Consider the following 18,446-nt stretch of genomic DNA (forward strand, 5'->3'; position numbering starts at 1 on the left):
ATGCCTCCGCATTCAAAAGGCCTCACCGTCCGCCGTGCCAGGACCGCCGATGTACCGGCCGTACGCCGCCTCATCGACGCCTACTCACGCAACGGGATCCTGCTCGACAAAGCCACCGTCACGCTTTACGAGGACATCCAGGAGTTCTGGGTCGCCGAGCGGGACGAAGACGCCGAGGTCGTCGGCTGCGGAGCACTCCACGTCATGTGGGAAGACCTCGCCGAGGTCCGCACCCTGGCCGTGGACCCCCGGCTGAAGGGATCCGGCGTCGGCCACCAAGTCCTCGAGAAGCTCGTGCGCACTGCGAGCTGGCTCGGAGTGCGGCGCATTTTCTGTCTCACCTTCGAAGTCGACTTCTTCACCAAGCACGGCTTCGTAGAGATCGGCGAAGCCCCGGTAGACGGTGATGTCTACAGTGAGCTGCTGCGTTCCTATGACGAGGGCGTTGCGGAGTTCCTGGGCCTCGAACGAGTGAAGCCCAACACCCTGGGTAACAGCCGGATGCTTCTGCACCTGTGATGAGTGTTCTATGTCCGAATCGCTCCCCTATCTCATGGCTACGGAAGCATGCGTTCCCCGGTCTGCGGGCAAGTGAACCCTACCCAAGGGTTTGTGTTTTTCCCGGAAAAGCGGTTTGCTTTCCGTCGTAATCCGCATTCGATGAAAGGGAAACCGGTGGCACAGAAGGTTCAGGTTCTTCTTGTCGACGACCTCAACGGTGGCGAGGCGGACGAGACGGTGACGTTCGCTCTCGACGGCAAGTCCTACGAGATCGACCTCTCCGACAGCAACGCGCAGAAGCTGCGCGACTCGCTTGCCGACTTCGTGAAGGCCGGCCGGCGTACCGGTGGCCGCGCTTCTTCGGGCCGTGGCAAGACGCGCGCCGCTGCTTCCGGCGGCAGCCAGGACACCGCGAAGATCCGTGCCTGGGCGAAGGAGAACGGCTACAACGTCAATGACCGCGGCCGCGTCCCCGCCGACATTCGTGAGGCATTCGAGAAGGCCAACGCCTGATCGCCCTTCGCGCGGTCCGATTGACTATTACGAGCACGCGACAACCGGGCACGGTGGCACTCCGTCGCTGCCGCGCTCACGAGCCGCACGAGGTCGGGGGCGCCTCCAACGTCCCCGAATCCTGCCCCGAACCCCGTGGTGGGCAGGGAATTCTCCGCCTCGTGCCCGGTCCGGGGAGGCCGCACCCACCCCGCGGCCTCCCGCGAGCCGATTCCGTATGACAGTGCTGTGCCGGCGGAGAACGCCGGCGCGGGCATCCGGTCTCCCGTCCCACGCGTCGTGAGATCCGCTGCGAGTGCGCCCCACTCCAGCCATTCCAGGATTCCCGGGAGTTCTTCGGCGCCGCCGGCCGCGATGAGCATGAGCAATTTCGGCCGATCACCCGCGTGTTTCCCGTCGCATCCGGCCCGAAGGAGCGCCACCGGGCCGGTGCGCGGCAGTCGCCGCAATACGGCGCTTCCCGCATCGGCCGGCATCTCCAGGACATCGAAGCGCAGCCCCGTCAGGAGCTCCACCGGCTCCGTTCCGGTGGTCGGCCAGCCCAGCTCCTCCTCGTACCAGCGGCGGACCGTGACGAGAGGGGCGGGGGCGAGGGGACTGCGGGGGCGCGGAAGCACGCGGGCCATGCCCGGTGCAACTCCCGAAAACCCGGGAAGTTACGCTGGGTGGAGACATGGATACGCACCGTACCCACGCAAGAGGGCGTGCGGGGGCATCCGGTGGCGTGCGGATGTTCGCCCGTAGCGGATGGAAGGGCTCTGCGCCGCATGGAGTGTCAGTCCCTGCGGGTAAGACAGTCTCAGTGGGAAGAGAAGGTGTGACCGGCGCCCGAGGCGCTTCTCCCCGGCTGACGGCCGGCGGCGGACGGCGTGTCGGTACAGGGCGCGTTCGCCACGGGCGTAGTGGCAGTGGGCGTATATGCCTGGCCTGCGGGAACATCGTCTCGCACCATCGAGTTGGAGCAGATGTCAGCTGTTCGGCAGTAAATTTCCCCGCCGGAGCGGGGGTGATCCGGACGGGTGTCGGCAGTTGGAATGAGCTGTCCCGCCCCGCGGGACTAGCATGCGGAAGGACAGGGAGGGGACCGACCCCTAACTGCCTGACCGCTCTGAGGAGCGATTAACGATGTTCGAGAGGTTCACCGACCGTGCGCGGCGGGTTGTCGTCCTGGCTCAGGAAGAAGCCCGGATGCTCAACCACAACTACATCGGCACCGAGCACATCCTCCTGGGCCTGATCCATGAGGGTGAGGGTGTCGCCGCTAAGGCCCTGGAGAGCCTCGGGATTTCGCTCGAGGCGGTCCGCCAGCAGGTGGAGGAGATCATCGGGCAGGGCCAGCAGGCTCCGTCCGGGCACATTCCCTTCACCCCCCGTGCCAAGAAGGTCCTGGAGCTCTCGCTCCGCGAGGCCCTCCAGCTCGGCCACAACTACATCGGTACGGAGCACATCCTGCTCGGCCTGATCCGCGAGGGCGAGGGCGTCGCCGCCCAGGTCCTGGTGAAGCTGGGCGCCGATCTGAACCGGGTGCGGCAGCAGGTCATCCAGCTGCTCTCCGGCTACCAGGGCAAGGAAGCCGCCACGGCCGGCGGCCCCGCCGAGGGCACTCCCTCGACGTCCCTCGTCCTGGACCAGTTCGGCCGCAACCTGACGCAGGCCGCTCGCGAGACCAAGCTCGACCCGGTCATCGGGCGCGAGAAGGAAATCGAGCGGGTCATGCAGGTGCTGTCCCGCCGTACCAAGAACAACCCGGTCCTCATCGGCGAGCCCGGCGTCGGCAAGACGGCGGTCGTCGAGGGCCTGGCGCAGGCCATCGTCAAGGGCGAGGTGCCCGAGACCCTCAAGGACAAGCACCTCTACACCCTCGACCTCGGTGCCCTGGTCGCCGGCTCCCGCTACCGCGGTGACTTCGAGGAGCGCCTGAAGAAGGTCCTCAAGGAGATCCGCACCCGCGGCGACATCATCCTGTTCATCGACGAGCTCCACACCCTGGTGGGTGCGGGCGCCGCCGAGGGCGCGATCGACGCCGCAAGCATCCTCAAGCCCATGCTGGCGCGAGGCGAGCTCCAGACCATCGGTGCCACCACGCTCGACGAGTACCGCAAGCACCTGGAGAAGGACGCGGCCCTCGAGCGCCGCTTCCAGCCGATCCAGGTCGCGGAGCCGTCGCTCCCGCACACCATCGAGATCCTCAAGGGTCTGCGGGACCGCTACGAAGCGCACCACCGCGTCTCCATCACGGACTCCGCGCTGGTCGCGGCGGCCACCCTCGCCGACCGCTACATCTCCGACCGCTTCCTGCCGGACAAGGCGATCGACCTGATCGACGAGGCCGGCTCCCGGATGCGGATCCGCCGGATGACCGCGCCGCCGGACCTGCGCGAATTCGACGAGAAGATCGCCGATGTGCGCCGGGAGAAGGAGTCCGCGATCGACTCGCAGGACTTCGAGATGGCCGCGGGCCTGCGCGACAAGGAGAAGCAGCTCCTGGCCGCGAAGGCGAAGCGGGAGAAGGAGTGGAAGGCCGGCGACATGGACGTCGTCGCCGAGGTGGACGAGGAGCTGATCGCCGAGGTTCTGGCGACGGCCACCGGCATCCCGGTCTTCAAGCTCACCGAGGAGGAGTCCTCGCGGCTGCTGCGGATGGAAGACGAGCTGCACAAGCGCGTCATCGGCCAGAAGGACGCCATCAAGGCGCTCTCCCAGGCCATCCGCCGTACGCGTGCCGGCCTGAAGGACCCCAAGCGTCCCGGTGGCTCGTTCATCTTCGCCGGCCCGTCCGGTGTCGGTAAGACCGAGCTGTCCAAGACGCTGGCGGAGTTCCTGTTCGGCGACGAGGACGCGCTGATCTCCCTCGACATGTCGGAGTTCAGCGAGAAGCACACGGTCTCGCGGCTGTTCGGTTCGCCTCCCGGCTACGTCGGCTACGAAGAGGGCGGCCAGCTCACCGAGAAGGTGCGCCGCAAGCCGTTCTCCGTCGTGCTCTTCGACGAGGTCGAGAAGGCCCACCCGGACATCTTCAACTCGCTGCTGCAGATCCTGGAGGACGGTCGCCTGACCGACTCCCAGGGCCGGGTCGTGGACTTCAAGAACACGGTCATCATCATGACGACCAACCTCGGCACCCGGGACATCTCCAAGGGCTTCAACCTCGGCTTCGCGGCCCAGGGCGACACCAAGTCCAGCTACGAGCGGATGAAGAACAAGGTCAACGAAGAGCTCAAGCAGCACTTCCGCCCCGAGTTCCTCAACCGTGTCGACGACACCGTCGTCTTCCACCAGCTGACCGAGGAAGACATCATCCAGATCGTCGACCTCATGATCAACAAGGTGGACGAGCGGCTCAAGGACCGCGACATGGGCATCGAGCTCAGCAGCGAGGCCAAGTCGCTGCTGGCCAAGCGCGGGTACGACCCGGTGCTCGGCGCCCGTCCGCTGCGCCGCACGATCCAGCGCGAGATCGAGGACGCACTCTCGGAGAAGATCCTCTTCAGCGAGCTGCGTCCGGGCCACATCGTGGTCGTCGATGTCGAGGGCGAGGGTGAAACCGCCAAGTTCACCTTCCGCGGCGAGGAGAAGTCGGCACTGCCCGACGCCCCGCCGATCGAGTCCACGGCCGGCGGTTCGGGCCCGAACCTGAGCAAGGACGCCTGACCGGCACCGCGGATATCCCGCATACGGCACTGCCCCGGAATCGTTTCTCACGGTTCCGGGGCAGTTCTGTATGCGACAGGGAAATGCAGTGCCGTAATTGCTAGGTCATTTTCGGCCGTTTCTGGACAACGCTCCCGGCGCCCGCCCGCTACATCTGAACGACGCCAATCCCTTCGGGAACACCCCGCACCGGCGGAATACGACGGCCGATGCGAAGGGTGTCCAGTTTCGGAAAGGCGGACAGCCACTCCATGGAAACGCCCAGATCGTAGGCGAGCCACAACCGGGTCAGGCCCTCGGCCGGAACAATGCCCTCGATGAGCTGGTCGGGCGTGAAAGGCCCGGCGATCCGCAGATGCGGGCGCCCGCCCAGCCGGCGCAATGCATGCAACTCCTCCAGGTCGGAGACCGGAAAGTACAGCTCGGCCGGTTCCAGGTGGGCGATGATCTCGCGGGCGTAGCGGGCGGTGTCATGGCGCCGCCAGGCCCCGGCGAGCTGCGCCCGTACCTCGTGATGGGCCCGGTCGCGCAGGCCCGTCAGATAGTCGATCGCCATGTCGTCGGCGATCGAGGTGGCGGTGATCGCGAGGAGGTAGGCCTCGCGGTCGGAGACATGGGTGGGGTCCGGGAGCATCTCCAGCACGATCGGCCCTATCCAGCCCAGGGCGCGGGCCGCGGAGGGTGTGCTGGGCCGCACCATGTCGCGGGTGAAGCGCTGCACCCGCGACCGCACCGCCGGGTCCAGCTCGGTGGCGTGCTCCAGACAGGCCGCCGCGAGCAGCTTGCGGTGCCGGGCCTCGGCGGCGCGTACGCCGGGGTGCGGGGCGAGCAGCCCGTCCAGGAGGGCCGCGCACTCATCGGGCCGGGCCAGGGCCACGGCCATCCGGATGACGTCCTCCCAGTTGTCGTGGTGGGCATGGTCGAGCAGCAGCTCGAAATCGTGCCGCTGCACCGTCGCCCGGGCGGCGAGATAGTCCTGGAAGGTGCGGTGCACGAAGTCGACCGTGCCGGGGGTGGGCTCGCGCAGCAGCCCGGTGCGGTTGAGCAGATGCCGGTAGACGTCCTCGGGGCCGCCCTGGCGGGCCGCGTCCGGGATCGCGGGCAGATGCCGGGCGAGGGTGTCGACCGCCGTCACCCGGTCCATCTCCGAGCGGCCGTTGACCAGCATCCAGTGGGCGAGCTTCTGGAGCAGCTGGATCTTGGGCTGCCGGGTCAGCTCGACCCCGTCGGTGGCCGCCATCGCCCGCTCCCGGTCCCGGCGCTCCAGCAGCATCGACAGCGCCGCGTCATAGAGCTCCTTGCGGCCGTTGGGCAGATAGCCGCGGCGGTCGCGGTGCAGGGCGCACAGCAGCCCGCACATCAGCGGGTTGGTCGCCAGCCGCCCCAGGTCGCGGGTGATCCGTACGGCATTGAGCAGCGTCCGCTCGTAGTGGCCGAGCCGGTCGAGGTCGGCCGGGCTCTGCTGGGCCGCGGCACGGTGCCAGCGCTGGATGAACGCGGCGACGTCCTCGCGGCTCATCGGGGCCAGCGACACCTCGCAAAAGCCCTCGTCGGCGAGCCAGTTGCCGGGGACGGCGGACGGCCGGGACGTGACGATCCAGACGTTGCCCGGATAGCGCACGGTCCACTCGCCGAGCTTGCGGCGCACCTGCTCGCGGTCGCTCTCGGGGGCCTCGTCGATCCCGTCGATCAGCAGCAGCGCGCGGCCCGCGCCGAGGACGCGCTCCGTCCAGCCGGCCGGCGCCTCCCCGGCCTCCCCGTAGCCGACGGCGCTCAGAAAGGTGGCGGGGGAGGGAAGGCCCTCGCGGGCGAAGCGGCGTACGGGCAGCAGGAACGGAACCCGGCCGCGCAGCCCCGCGAGCACCTCGGGCAGCTCGTCGCGGGCGGTGGCGACGGTCAGCCACTGGAGCAGCGTCGTCTTGCCCGACCCGGCCACCCCGCGGACCAGCACCTGCCCGCGGCCCGACAGCGCCTGCTCGGCGGGGAGCGGCGGGTCGTCCTGCCCGGCGGCGTCCGGCGCGGAACCGGCGTCCTGCGGCGCGTCGGCGTCCGTGGGGCCGGGCTCGCACTGGAGCCCCAGGTAGGCGGCGTCGAGCGGCCAGCTGTCGGGGGAGTGCGCGAGATCGATACCGAAGATCGTGAGGTGGTTGTGGAGGGCGGCGGTGTCGTGGGCGTAGCGGGCCTCGAAGGCGGCGTCCCGGAGGGCGGGGTCGTGAACGGCGGTGTCGTGAACGGTGGTGCCGTGAACGGCGGTGTCGTGGGGGGAGGGGGCCTTTGGGGCGGTGTACGGGGCGGTGGTGTCCTCGCGGCCGGAGCTCACCGGGGCGGCGTACCGGGAGGCGGTGTCCTCGGCGGCGGGAAGCGGGGGCCGGAGCCCGGACGTGCCGTGGCCGTCGATCAGAGTGGCGAGGGTCCGGGTCTGTTCGACGAGGGTGCGGGCCACGTACCCCGACCGCCGGGTGAAGAAGTACAGGATGTGCAGCGCGGCGGCATCCAGCAGCAGGCTGTGCAGCCGGGCGCCGTCGGCGGTCAGATGCCGGGTGACACCGGGCACGGTCTCGCACAGGCGACGGGCGAATTCGGCGGGCAGGAGCCGGGCGGCGTCGAGATCGTCCATCTCGATGTCGGCGAGAGCACGGAGGGTACGGGCCAGGGCGGTGGTGACGGCCCGGCCCTCGTCGCCGCACGTGCCGTCCAGCGCCTGCTCGACGAGGGCCGCGGCGAGGCCGTGCAGCTCCCGCTCCGTCAGAGCCGGTTTCTCGCCGGTGAAGGAGAGCAGCGCGGAGATGCGTACGGGCCGGTCGACCGGCCCGGCGAACGGCCCCTCGGCGACGAAGAGCTTGCGGACCAGCGGATCGAGGGCGTGGGGAGTGAGGCGGGCGACGATGTTCGTGGGATCCATGGGTTCCCCGTAACTGCGGTTCCGAGTAGGGGGGTTGAAGGCTTCTCTGGTGGCCAGCTTAGGCGCGGGGGCGGGGGTAGATGGTGAGGTTGGTGTGGGGAGGGAGGGCAGGGGCGGGCTCAGGGCGGAGCTGGGAGAGAAGCACCTCCTTGAGGCCGGAAAGGGCGGTCAAGGGGGGAAGGGAGATCGCGGTGTTGACCATGCCGTAGAGATGGAGGGTCCTGAGGCCGGGGAAGACCGGGAGAAGGGTGCGCAGCATACGGCTCAGATCGGATGCCGGATGCCGCGGGAAATTGAGGACGCTGAGGATCTTCACCTGAGGCAGTTGCACGGCGGGTGGCACCCGCAGAGCGCCTCGGCTTTCCGCACCGAAGGCCAACTGCTCCAGCTCGGACAGGTGTGTGAGGGCGCGCCACTGGGCTTCGCCGAAATCCTGGGTGGTGAGCTCCAGCCGGAGGTATTGCAGATGGGTCCAGGCCGTCACCTGGGTGCCTTCGGAACCGATCGGCATGCCCAGCGACAGGTGGGTCAGCCGGGCATCCGTCGGTAGCGCCGCCAGGCCCCCCGGCGGGAGCGGAGTGGTGAGCATCAGGTTCTCGATATGGCGCAGGTGGCCGAGCCCGCACGGGCTGGGCACCCCGCCGCCCTCCCGGCCGTTGACGGAGAGCGTCCGAAGGGGCAGCGGCGCAAGAGGGGCGAAGTCTGTGACCGAGGGGCAGTCCCACAGCGTCAGTGACTCCAGCTCCGGGAACTCCTGGATGAATTCCAGGCTGCGGATTTCCGGGTTGCTTTCGAGGGTCAGATGGGTGAGCTGGCCAGGGTGCAGTGCGCCGAGGAGTTCACGGGGCGTGAAGGACCCGGTGACGAGAGTGCGTGGCCGGCCTCCGAGGGCGCTGAGAGTGCGCAGTTCGGCGGGTGATGCTGCGGAGAACGTCACGTCGTCACCAAGGTGGCGGATGATCTCCTGAGCGAAGTGGTCGGTATCGAACTTCGGCCAGGCCCAGACCAGTTGATACCGCGGGCCGACCGAAGGATGGTCCCGGAAGCGCTTCAGCACTTCGAGCGCCGCGTCCGACCCGATGAGCGCGGCGGTCGCCACCACCTCCCGCGCCTCATCGTCCTCCAGCCCCTCCGGACCGGGCAGCAGCTCCAGGACGAAGGGGCCCACCTCGGCGAGCAGCTTGGACTCCTCGCGGGTCCGCGGCGGCAGAATCGCCCCCGCGCGCTCATGCACCTCGTCCCGCACCCGCGGATCGAGCTCCGTCGCATGCTCCAGGCACGCCATGGCCAGCAGGTGCACGCGCAAACGGGCCCGGCGGTCCTCGATGCCGTCGCCGCGGGCGACCAGCCCCCGTAAGATCTCCGCCCGTTCGCGCGGTCTCGCGTGTGCGACCGCCATCCGGATCACGTCCTCCCACTGGGAGTCCTCCGCGCGGGACACCAGCAGACCGAAATCCCCGTCCTCCACGGCCGCCTTGGCGCCGAGGTAGTCCTGGAACGTCCGGTGGACGAAGTCGACCGCACCGGGGGCCGGTTCGCGGAGCAGCCCGCTGCGCAGCAGCAGATGGCGGAAAACAGCCGCCGCGGTGCCTTGTTCCGCGGCGGCGGGCACGGACGGCAGGGCCTCGCCGATGATGCGCTCCGCCCGCTCGCGGTCGAGTTCCGTACGGCCGTTGCGGATGAGCCAGTAGGCGAGCCGCTGCAGGAGCTGGATCTGCGGTTCGTCGCTCAGCTCGATGCCCGTGGGGGCGGCCATATCGCGTTCGCGGTCGCGGCGGGAGAGCAGCATGCCCAGGGCGGCGTCGTAGAGCTCCTTGCGGCCGGTGGGCAGATAGCCGCGGCGGTCCCGGTGCAGCGCGCAGATCAGACCGCACATGAGGGGGTTGGTGGCGAGCCGGGCGAGATCCTGTTTGGTGTGGACCGCGGTCAGCAGGGACTGCTCGTAGGCGTCGAGCCGGCCGGGGTCCTCGGCGTCGCAGCGGGCCGCGCCGTGCCAGCGGCCGATGAACGCGGCGACCTCGGTACGGCTCATCGCGGAGAGCGTCAGCTCGCCGAAGCCGTCGGCGGCGAGCCAGTCGTCGCGTACGGCGGAGGGGCGGGAGGTCACCATCCACAGGTTGTCCGGGAAGGCGTCGATGAGATCGCGCAGCCAGCGGCGGGTGAGCTCGCGCTCGCGCTCGGGGATCTCGTCCAGGCCGTCGACCAGGAGGAGCGCCCGTCCACAGGCCAGTACGCGGTCGGCCCAGCCGCCGGGCTGCGCGCCGGATACGGGGCAGCCGACGGCCGCGAGGAAGCGGTCGGGGGTGGGCAGCGGTGCGCCGTCCCGGGTGAGGGTGCGCAGGGGGAGGACGAAGGGGATCCGGCCGTAGAGGTGGGGGAGGGCCGTCTCGCCGGGGGCCTTGGTGCAGGAGACGGCCAGCCACTGGACGAGGGTGCTCTTGCCGGAGCCGGCGACACCGCGCAGCAGGACCCGGTCGCGGCCGGCCAGGGCCTGGTCGGCGGGGACGGGAACGGGGGCCGGCGGTTCGGGCCGGGGGACGCCCTCCTCGGTGAAGGGGCTGCTGCCGGGCAGCTCGCAGCCGGCCGGGGCCGTCGCCTCCAGGCTCATATAGGCCGCATCCAGCGGCCAGCGGTCCGGCGAGTGGGCGAGGTCGATGCCGTAGATGGTCAGCCGGCCGTGCTTGCGCGCGAGGTAGGCGAGGTAGCTGCGCTCGAAGGCGGCATCGGCGGCCCGTGGGGACGGATGCCGTTCGATGAAGGCGTCGATGACGCCGATCAGGCTGTCCAGGCTCCGGCTCTGCTGGACGAGGGTGCGGGCCACGAAGACCGAGCGTTGGCTGAAGAAGTGGACGATGTGCAGGCAGGCGGTGCCGAGCAGGTCGTCGTGCAGCAGCTCGGCGTCCCGGGAGAGGCCGTGGACGGCGGGTGGGCGGGCCGCTTGCAGACGGGCGGCGAGGGCGGCGGCGCCCAGGTGGACGGCCTGTACGTCGTCCATGTCGAGCTCGCCGAGGCCGCGCAGCGTGGCGGCCAGGGCGTCGGCCACGGCCGGCTCCTCGTCCGCGGGGAGCGGGCGCTCGCCGGGGCCGCAGGCCCGTACGGCCCGGTGCACCAGCTCCGTCGCGAGCCTGTGCAGGTCCTTGTCGGAGAGGGTCCGCTTCTCACCCTTGAAGGTGACCAGGCCGGATATCCGTACCGGCGCCGCTACCAGGCCGGCGCCCGGTCCCTCCTTGACGAAGAGCTTCCTGACCAGCGGTGCGACCACGCCCGAGGCGAGCCGGACACCCACTGCTGACGGGTCCATGGTGCGGTCCGCCCTCCCCCGTGGCCGGTGCTGTGGTCCGGCCAGGCTAGGGCGGCCGCCGGGGCGCCGGGCGGGGATCGGCCAGGTTCACGCGGAGGGTGGACGGCGCGGGGAGGGTGTGGTCCAGGCCACTGATATCGGCGTCCCATTCACGGCGAATATGGACATTTGGTGAGCTCGAGTTACCGGGGTCACAAAGGCCGAGTTACCGGCGTCACAAAGGCCGGGTAACCCGGGTCACAAAAGCCCGAGTAACCCCCGTCACAGCGGTTCCCGACCCCGAATCGGGTGTCCGAATGGCCGCCGAAAGGGATTGGATCTTGTTTATCGGTGACATGGCGCACAGCCGATTTGGGGCCTACTAAAGAAATTAGGGGAAGTGGGCCGCGGAGCTGCCGGGGTTTTCGGGGGCGAGGGCGGGGGGCTTGGGGGGCGGAGGCGAGGGGGGACCTGGCCCCCAAGCGGCATCTGGAGAAAGTTCCTGTTCAGGCGGTGTGCGGCGGACTCATCAGGCGTTCCAGATGTCCGGATTTGGGGGTTTCGCGCAAGTCTCCGGCGAGGGCGCAAGGGCCCAGTTCACTCGGCTCCTCGTACGGGCCGGGTTAGTAGAAAGGCGCCTTGGCGGGGCGGCGAATGCGGGTTACCAAGGAATGGCAATCCCGGACCGCAGCCGGGAAAACCAATCAAAGCTCTGGAGGAAACCCGCATGTCGAAGTTCGCCGCTCTCCGCAATTCGAAGAAGACCGCTCTGCGCAATCGCGTCGCCATAGTGGCCGCCGGTGTCGGCGTTACCGCCGCGCTCGGCGCCGGTGTCGCCACCGCCGCCGACGGTGGTCTGCTGAACCTCACCTCGGGTGTCGGTTCGACCGTCACCGCGCAGGCCGACGCGCAGGCCAAGTCCGTCGCCGACGCCAAGGCCGCCGCGGCCAAGGCCAAGAAGGACGCGGCCAAGAAGGCCAACGCCTGGGTGACGCCGGTCGACAAGTACACCCTGGGCTCGACCTTCGGTCTGGCCGGCAACATGTGGTCGCACAGCCACAGTGGCCAGGACTTCGTCGTGCCCAGCGGCACCCAGGTCAAGGCCGCGCACTCCGGCACCGTCGTCAAGGCCGGCCCCAACGGTGGCGGCGACGGCCCGGCCTACGGCAACGCCATTGTGATCAAGCATGCCGACGGGGTGTACACCCAGTACGCGCACCTGTCATCGATCCAGGTCCAGGTCGGCCAGCAGGTCGGCACCGACCAGCAGATCGGCCTGTCCGGCAGCACCGGTAACTCCTCCGGTCCCCACCTGCACTTCGAGGTCCGCACCGGCCCCAACTACGGGTCGGGCATCGAGCCGACCGGATTCCTGCGGGCTCACGGCGACACCGTCTGAGCTGAGTCCGGCCGGGCTGGCCGGCGGTGCGGCGGGTTTGCCGCCGTGACCAGTTCTGTGGCGACCTCGAGGATGGCCTTGCGCTTCTCCTCGGGGTCGCCCTCCACGTTCTGCATCGCGAACATGCCCGCATGCATGGAGAACAGCGCCGTGATGCAGCGCACCTGATCCGTCAGCTCCGATTCGGGCTCCTTGAGGAGGCCGAACAGCGTCAGCATGCGTGACTTGAAGGTCTCGCCGATGCTCAGATCGCGCACCGCCGCCTGGTTCTCCTGCATGAAGCGGAAGAGGGGCTCGGCCGAGCGCAGCGACTCGCTGTAGCGGCGGATCAGCTCCTGCTTGGTCTCCAGGGTGCGCGGCTGCTCCTCGGCCCAGGCGATCAGCTCGTCGATGGGCCTGGCCAGGTCCTGGAACAGGCTGATGACGATGTCTTCCTTGGTCTTGAAGTGGTAGTAGAGGGCCGCCTTGGTGACATCGAGCTTCTCGGCGATCTCGCGCAGCGAGGTCTTGTCGTAGCCCTGTTCGGAGAACAGCTCCAGCGCTACGTCCTGGATGCGCTGCCGGGTGTTTCCCCTGCGCGCCTGTGCGCTCATGGCGTTCTCCTGCGTTGTCGGTACTGGTCAGAGAGCTGCCCAGCCGGGCACCAGAGAAACTTACTTGACGCCCGGCTAGTTGGCCGCCTACCTTCATCACTGTACTGAACTAGCCGGGCGGCAAGTAAGTGGGAGTGAGCAATGGGGAAGTCGCAACATGCGACCCCGACGGGGGACGGACAGAAGCCGGCGACGAAGGGGAAACCGGGCGCCGCACAGGACCCGGGCGCGGCCAAGCAGCCGCCCGGCGTACGCGTGGTGCTCTTCGCGCTGATGATCGCGATGCTCCTCGCGATGCTGGACAACATGATCGTCGGCACCGCGATGCCGACGATCGTCGGTGAACTGGGCGGGATGGACCATCTGTCCTGGGTCGTGACGGCCTACACCCTCGCCACCGCCGCCTCGACGCCGATCTGGGGCAAGCTCGGCGACATGTACGGACGCAAGGGCGTCTTCCTGTCGTCCATCGTGCTCTTCCTGATCGGCTCCGCGCTGTCCGGCATGGCGCAGGACATGGGACAGCTGATCGGCTTCCGCGCCGTCCAGGGCCTGGGCGCGGGCGGTCTGATGGTCGGCGTCATGGCGATCATCGGCGATCTGATTCCGCCGCGGGAGCGCGGCAAGTACCAGGGCATGATGGCCGGTGTCATGGCCGTCGCCATGATCGGCGGGCCGCTGGTCGGCGGCAGCATCACCGACCACCTCGGCTGGCGCTGGAGCTTCTACATCAACCTGCCGCTCGGTGCGATCGCGCTGGTCATGGTGACCGCGGTGCTGCACCTGCCGAAGAAGCGGTCGCAGACCCGGATCGACTACGTCGGCGCCGCGCTGCTCACCCTGGGCATCACCTCGCTGGTGCTGATCACCACCTGGGGCGGCACCGAGTACGACTGGCTGTCCGGCCAGATCATCGGCCTAGGCGTCCTCGGAGTGGTCGCGCTCGCCCTCTTCGTGCTCGTGGAGCGCAAGGTCAGCGAGCCGGTGCTGCCGCTGCACATCTTCCGTAACGGCAACTTCTCGCTGGTCACACTCATCGGCTTCCTGGTCGGCTTCGTGATGTTCGGGTCGATGACGTTCCTGCCGCTGTTCCAGCAGACCGTGCAGGGTGCCTCGGCCACCAACTCCGGCCTGCTGCTCCTGCCGATGCTGCTCGCGATGATGGTCGTGTCGCTGTTCGCCGGCCGGGTCACCACCCAGTCCGGCAAGTACAAGATCTTCGTCGTGGTCGGCGGCGGACTGATCACCGCGGGCCTGGCGCTGCTGTCCCTGATGGACACCGACACCACGCGCTTCACCTCGGGCGTCTACATGGCGGTGCTCGGCGCCGGTATGGGCTTCCTGATGCAGACCACGATGCTGATCGCGCAGAACAGCGTCGAGATGAAGGACATGGGCGTCGGCTCGTCCTCGGCCACCCTCTTCCGTACGATCGGCGGCTCCTTCGGCGTCGCGATCTTCGGTGCGATCTTCACCCACCAGGTGCAGTCCACGATGGTCGAGCGGATCGGCAAGGCCGGCGAGAAGATGACCAGCGGCGGGGCCCAGATGGACCCGAAGGGCCTGGCCAAGCTGCCGCCGGTGATCAAGGACGCCTACGCGCACGCGGTCGCCACCGGTACCCACCACGTCTTCCTGTGGGGCGCCGCGATCAGCATCGTCGGCTTCGCCGCGGCCTGGTTCCTCAAGGAGGTGCCGCTGCGCGGCGGCCCGGCCAAGCCCGCCGAGAGCCCGGAGGGCGGGGACGCCCCGGCGGACCGGGTGGCGGTGCCGGAGACCGTCTGACCGGCCCCGGCCGGCCTCTGACCGGCCCTCAGTTACCGGCCCCGTAGCGGCCCCCGGCTTCCCGCCGGGGGCCGCTCGGCGTGTACGGGGGAACCGCCGCGTACGGGGTGACCGCCGGGTACGCCGTGTACGGGACGGGGCCGTCGGGTGCGCCGTGTACGGGACGGGACCGGACCGGACCGCCGTGTACGGGACGGGACATGAGCCGACGGCGCCGACGGCGGGGTACCGCACCTCCGCCGGTGCCGGGCAACCTGAGCCACCGGCTCACCGGCTCACCGGCTCAGCGATCCGGAAGATGCAGAACCGGAAAGCTGCCCGTATTGGTCGGCGCGTTCTCCGGCAGCCAGAGGACGGAGACGGCACCGGTCGAGCCGTCGGTGAGTTCATCCGCGTTGCGGAAGGTGAGGCGGGCCCCCAGTACGCGGGCCTGGCCGGCCGCGATGGTCAACCCCAGGCCGTGGCCGCGGCCCGCCCGGTCGCTGCTGCCGGTGCGGAAGCGGCTGGGGCCCTCGCGCAGCAGTGCCTCGGGGAAACCCGTGCCGTGGTCGCGGACCCGCAGGACCCGTCCCTCGACGGTGACCTCGATCGGCGGCTTGCCGTGCCGGGCGGCGTTGGCGATCAGATTGCCGAGGATCCGCTCCAGCCGGCGCGGGTCCGTGGTGACCTCGGCATCCCGTACGACATCGATGGCGATGTCCGGGTCGAGGGCGCGCACCCGCCGGGTGACGAACTCGCCCAGCGCGACGTCCTGCAGCTCGGCGCGCTCCGCATGGCCGTCGAGCCGGGCCACTTCCAGCACGTCCTCGACGAGGGTGCGCAGCGCCTGCGCACGGTCGCGTACGAGTTCCGAGGGGCGGCCGGGCGGCAGCAGTTCGGCGGCGGTCAGCAGACCGGTCACCGGGGTGCGCAGCTCGTGAGCGATATCGGCGGTGACCCGCCGCTCGGCCTCGATGCGCTCCTGGAGGGCGTCCGACATGGCGTCCACGGCAAAGGCCAGATCGTCGGTCTCGTCGCGTACCCGCCCGCTGCCGACCTCGTCGCGGATCCGGACCGCGGTGTCGCCGTCGGCGAGCTTGCCGGCGGCCGCGGCCGCCTTGCGCAGCCGCTTGGAGAGCCGCCCGCCGACCAGCACCCCCAGCGCGCAGCCGCCGACCACCACCGCGGTCGAGCCGATGACCAGCGCCTGGTCGAGATCGTCGAGGACGGCGAAGCGGTCGGGGAAACGGTCGTGTACGGACAGCACCCGGCCGTTGCTGAGCGGTGAGGCCGCCCACACGTCGGGCGCGGTCTGCCCGGTGTCCTGGAGGTAGGTGGCGCGCTTGTTCTTGGCCACCTCGTCACGCAAGGCCTCCGGCAGCGCCGGGTCGTCGATCTTCGCGCCGAACTGGAGCCGGTTGGTGGAAACGAAGATCTTCTGCGTGAAGTTGAGCCGCTCGATCTGCACATCCCGGCTGTTGTCGAGCATGGAGTGCCGGGCGGCGTTGTGCACGACAAGGCTCAGCGCGATCGCGACCAGCGCTCCGACGAGTGCGATCGCGGCACTGAGCTTCCATCTCAGCCCCGTCCGCAGGGCCAGCCTGACCACCAGAGGTGTCAGCCTCTCAACTTGTATCCGAAGCCGCGGACCGTCTCGATCCGGTCCTGGCCGATCTTGCCGCGCAACCGCTGGACATGGACGTCCACCACCCGGGTGTCACCACCCCAGCCGTAGTCCCAGACCCGCTCCAGCAGCCGGTCGCGCGAGAGGACCGTACCCGGTGCGTTGGAGAACTCCAGCAGCAACCGCATCTCGGTCGGCGTCAGCGCGACGTTCTCGCCGCCCTTGCGCACCTCCATGCCCTCGGTGTCGACCTCCAGATCACCGAAGCGCAGCACCGCCTCGGCGGCGTCGGCCGGCTCCGCCGAGGCGGCACCGGCCCGGTCCGGGCCACTGGCGTGGCCGAAGCGGCGCAGCACGGCGCGGATCCGGGCGACCAGCACCGCGCCGTCGAACGGCTTGGTGACATAGTCGTCCGCGCCGGCCTCCAGACCGAGCACCACATCGATCGAGTCGGCGCGCGCCGACAGCATGATCACGGGAACCGTCGACTCGTCGCGGATCCGCCGGCACAGGCTGACCCCGTCGAGTCCCGGCACCATCACATCGAGCAGCGCGATGTCGGGGCGGTCGGCGCGGAACGCCTCCAGGCCCGCGAGCCCGTCGGGCATCGCGGTGACCGTGAATCCGTCGCGTTCCAGGGCGAGCTGGGTGGCCTCGCGGATGACGTCGTCGTCCTCGACGAAGAGCACATGGGTCTCGGCCATGCGGTTGTCTCAACCCTCCGTTCCCGTGCCGTCGTCCGGCAGGCTGCCGTCGGCGGTGGTCTTGCTGTAGTCGGTGTGATACGGGCGGCCGTGCTCCTTGAAGCGGCCGTCCGCCCAGCGGTAGCTCATCACGTCCTCGCCGGAGGGGCAGCACACCTTGTCGCCCGTGGCGTAGGTCTGCTTGGAGACCTCGAGGTCGCCCTTGTTGACCCCGGCGTAGACCGACGGCTGTTCGTTGATGTACACGGTGTCATACCCGTCCGGGGCGCCCTCGCGCCTGCGGAAGACATACGCGCCGATGCCCACGGAGTCCGCGCAGGTCATGACGTTCACGATGACGTCGGGGGCCTTGGCGCCGGTCAGCGACGCATACGTCACCTCGACCGGGTACTCGTCCGCGGCGCACGGCTTGGCCAGCGACCTCTTCACATCCGGGCCGACCTTCGGCGCGTGCTTCAACAGCTTGACGGCGTCGACCTTCTTGTACCGGGCGGTTGCGGTCGGGCTGGGGGTGGTGTGCACCGCGCCCTTGGGCGCGGGGGTGGTGCCGGCCGTCCCCTCGCTGCGCACGCCCTCGCCCCCCGGATTGCACCCGGCCAGCAAAAGGCCGACGGCGGCCACACCTGCCGTGGCCGCACCGCCTTTGGTCAACCCGCTCCTGGTCAACCTGTTCCTGGTCAATCCGCTCCTGCTCACCGTGCTGCTCGCACAGCCGCCGAACCCGCTGCTGTTCCTGAGGTGATTGTCGCGCGTCGAGCTGTGAGCCGTAAGGCGCCTGGCGTTGTGTCCGTTTTCATCAGGAAAGACGCGTTTCGTCTCGTGCGTGGCGTGATGTCGGTTGTCGTGCGTGGCGTGTTGTGGTGTGCCGTGCGCCGCCGGTCAGGCCGCGCACCGCTCCCGGCCCTGCTCGCCACGCTCCAGCATCCGCGCATCGATGTCGCGCATCTGAAGCTCCTGCCGCAGCCGGGCCAGCGCACGGTGCAGCGTGCTCTTGACCGTCCCCGTGGACATGCCCAGCGCCGCCGCGGTCTCCTCCGTGCTCATCTGCTCCCAGTGTCGCAGCACGACGACGCTGCGCTGCTTGGGAGCCAGCACCCCGAGGATGTCCATCAGCAGGGCGCGGTCGGCGCGCTGCTCGGTGCCGTCGTCCACGCTCGCGTCCGGGAGCTGCTCGGTGGGCACCTCTTCGAGCTTGCGCGCCCGCCACCACTCCGTCCGCGTGTTGATCATGACGCGGCGGAGGTAGGCGTCGGCCAGCGACTTGTCCGCGATGCCGTCCCAGCGCCCGTACGTGCGGACCAGTGCCGTCTGCAGCAGATCCTGTGCGTCGACCGGGTCGGGCACCAGGCGCCGGGCACTCCGCAGCAGGGCCTCCTGCCGCGTACGAACGTACTCTTCGAAGTCCAGTACCTTGCCGCCGCTGGTCGCCATTCCGACGCCTCCGATCCGCTTACGATTCCCCACGTTGACCGTGCTGGCGGTCATCTCCAGCACGAGGAAGACGCTACGGAGGGG

At 69.4% G+C, this 18,446-nt stretch carries 13 protein-coding genes; 5 read left to right on the forward strand and 8 right to left on the reverse strand.

Annotation, left to right across the window (positions count from 1 at the left end):
* Both K7C20_RS21040 and K7C20_RS21045 read left to right on the forward strand, forming a co-directional pair.
* Window positions 1-519 (forward strand): amino-acid N-acetyltransferase, encoded by a 519-nt coding sequence (locus K7C20_RS21040; RefSeq protein WP_030081638.1) that lies wholly within the window; start codon window positions 1-3, stop codon window positions 517-519.
* 156 nt (window positions 520-675) lie between these two features.
* Window positions 676-1,014, forward strand: coding sequence for a histone-like nucleoid-structuring protein Lsr2 (locus tag K7C20_RS21045; RefSeq protein WP_030081636.1), 339 nt, complete (start codon window positions 676-678; stop codon window positions 1,012-1,014).
* Here the strand turns inward: K7C20_RS21045 and K7C20_RS21050 are convergent.
* Window positions 945-1,640: an SCO3374 family protein gene (locus K7C20_RS21050; RefSeq protein ID WP_078952950.1), complete on the reverse strand. Its 696-nt coding sequence runs from the start codon at window positions 1,638-1,640 to the stop codon at window positions 945-947. The two genes, K7C20_RS21045 and K7C20_RS21050, sit on opposite strands and share 70 nt — an antisense overlap.
* A 499-nt stretch (window positions 1,641-2,139) precedes the next feature.
* Between K7C20_RS21050 and K7C20_RS21055 the strand changes: the two genes are divergently transcribed.
* The gene (locus K7C20_RS21055; protein ID WP_030081634.1) at window positions 2,140-4,665 is read left to right on the forward strand and encodes an ATP-dependent Clp protease ATP-binding subunit; all 2,526 of its coding nucleotides are present in this window, start codon (window positions 2,140-2,142) and stop codon (window positions 4,663-4,665) included.
* A 148-nt stretch (window positions 4,666-4,813) separates the two neighbouring features.
* On the opposite strand, the gene K7C20_RS21060 is transcribed toward K7C20_RS21055, so the two are convergent.
* Complete coding sequence (locus tag K7C20_RS21060; RefSeq protein WP_030081632.1) at window positions 4,814-7,567, reverse strand: NACHT domain-containing protein; 2,754 nt, start codon at window positions 7,565-7,567, stop codon at window positions 4,814-4,816.
* 58 nt (window positions 7,568-7,625) lie between these two features.
* Complete coding sequence (locus K7C20_RS21065) at window positions 7,626-10,868, reverse strand: NACHT domain-containing protein (protein ID WP_222892645.1); 3,243 nt, start codon at window positions 10,866-10,868, stop codon at window positions 7,626-7,628.
* Between the two features lie 706 nt (window positions 10,869-11,574).
* Here K7C20_RS21065 and K7C20_RS21070 point away from each other — a divergent pair.
* A complete protein-coding gene (locus tag K7C20_RS21070; RefSeq protein ID WP_030081623.1) occupies window positions 11,575-12,246 on the forward strand; it encodes a M23 family metallopeptidase in 672 nt (223 codons plus the stop codon).
* Here K7C20_RS21070 and K7C20_RS21075 read toward each other — a convergent pair.
* Window positions 12,228-12,839 (reverse strand): TetR/AcrR family transcriptional regulator, encoded by a 612-nt coding sequence (locus K7C20_RS21075; protein ID WP_030081621.1) that lies wholly within the window; start codon window positions 12,837-12,839, stop codon window positions 12,228-12,230. The genes K7C20_RS21070 and K7C20_RS21075 overlap by 19 nt on opposite strands.
* A 141-nt stretch (window positions 12,840-12,980) precedes the next feature.
* On the opposite strand from K7C20_RS21075, the gene K7C20_RS21080 reads away from it, so the two are divergent.
* The gene (locus K7C20_RS21080; RefSeq protein WP_030081619.1) at window positions 12,981-14,624 is read left to right on the forward strand and encodes an MDR family MFS transporter; all 1,644 of its coding nucleotides are present in this window, start codon (window positions 12,981-12,983) and stop codon (window positions 14,622-14,624) included.
* 283 nt (window positions 14,625-14,907) lie between these two features.
* Here K7C20_RS21080 and cseC read toward each other — a convergent pair whose 3' ends face one another.
* From cseC to K7C20_RS21100, 4 genes are all read right to left on the reverse strand, one after another.
* Complete coding sequence (gene cseC / locus K7C20_RS21085; protein WP_053210306.1) at window positions 14,908-16,212, reverse strand: two-component system sensor histidine kinase CseC; 1,305 nt, start codon at window positions 16,210-16,212, stop codon at window positions 14,908-14,910.
* A gap of 8 nt (window positions 16,213-16,220) precedes the next feature.
* On the reverse strand, window positions 16,221-16,931 hold the full coding sequence (cseB, locus tag K7C20_RS21090; protein WP_030081615.1) for a two-component system response regulator CseB: 711 nt from the start codon (window positions 16,929-16,931) through the stop codon (window positions 16,221-16,223).
* A gap of 9 nt (window positions 16,932-16,940) precedes the next feature.
* Window positions 16,941-17,501: a hypothetical protein gene (locus tag K7C20_RS21095; protein ID WP_245171803.1), complete on the reverse strand. Its 561-nt coding sequence runs from the start codon at window positions 17,499-17,501 to the stop codon at window positions 16,941-16,943.
* Between the two features lie 309 nt (window positions 17,502-17,810).
* On the reverse strand, window positions 17,811-18,416 hold the full coding sequence (locus K7C20_RS21100; RefSeq protein ID WP_078953579.1) for a SigE family RNA polymerase sigma factor: 606 nt from the start codon (window positions 18,414-18,416) through the stop codon (window positions 17,811-17,813).
* Window positions 18,417-18,446 lie beyond the last annotated feature (30 nt).

Origin of the sequence: Streptomyces decoyicus, from assembly GCF_019880305.1 — a bacterium.
Lineage (GTDB): Bacteria > Actinomycetota > Actinomycetes > Streptomycetales > Streptomycetaceae > Streptomyces > Streptomyces decoyicus.

Coding starts and splice junctions, on each gene's coding strand:
- K7C20_RS21075 (WP_030081621.1), bottom strand. CDS start 12,839: ATGAGCGCACAGGCGCGCAGGGGAAACACCCGGCAGCGCATCCAGGAC.
- K7C20_RS21060 (WP_030081632.1), bottom strand. CDS start 7,567: ATGGATCCCACGAACATCGTCGCCCGCCTCACTCCCCACGCCCTCGAT.
- K7C20_RS21100 (WP_078953579.1), bottom strand. CDS start 18,416: ATGACCGCCAGCACGGTCAACGTGGGGAATCGTAAGCGGATCGGAGGC.
- K7C20_RS21080 (WP_030081619.1), top strand. CDS start 12,981: ATGGGGAAGTCGCAACATGCGACCCCGACGGGGGACGGACAGAAGCCG.
- K7C20_RS21055 (WP_030081634.1), top strand. CDS start 2,140: ATGTTCGAGAGGTTCACCGACCGTGCGCGGCGGGTTGTCGTCCTGGCT.
- K7C20_RS21050 (WP_078952950.1), bottom strand. CDS start 1,640: ATGGCCCGCGTGCTTCCGCGCCCCCGCAGTCCCCTCGCCCCCGCCCCT.
- cseB (WP_030081615.1), bottom strand. CDS start 16,931: ATGGCCGAGACCCATGTGCTCTTCGTCGAGGACGACGACGTCATCCGC.
- K7C20_RS21070 (WP_030081623.1), top strand. CDS start 11,575: ATGTCGAAGTTCGCCGCTCTCCGCAATTCGAAGAAGACCGCTCTGCGC.
- K7C20_RS21040 (WP_030081638.1), top strand. CDS start 1: ATGCCTCCGCATTCAAAAGGCCTCACCGTCCGCCGTGCCAGGACCGCC.
- K7C20_RS21065 (WP_222892645.1), bottom strand. CDS start 10,868: ATGGACCCGTCAGCAGTGGGTGTCCGGCTCGCCTCGGGCGTGGTCGCA.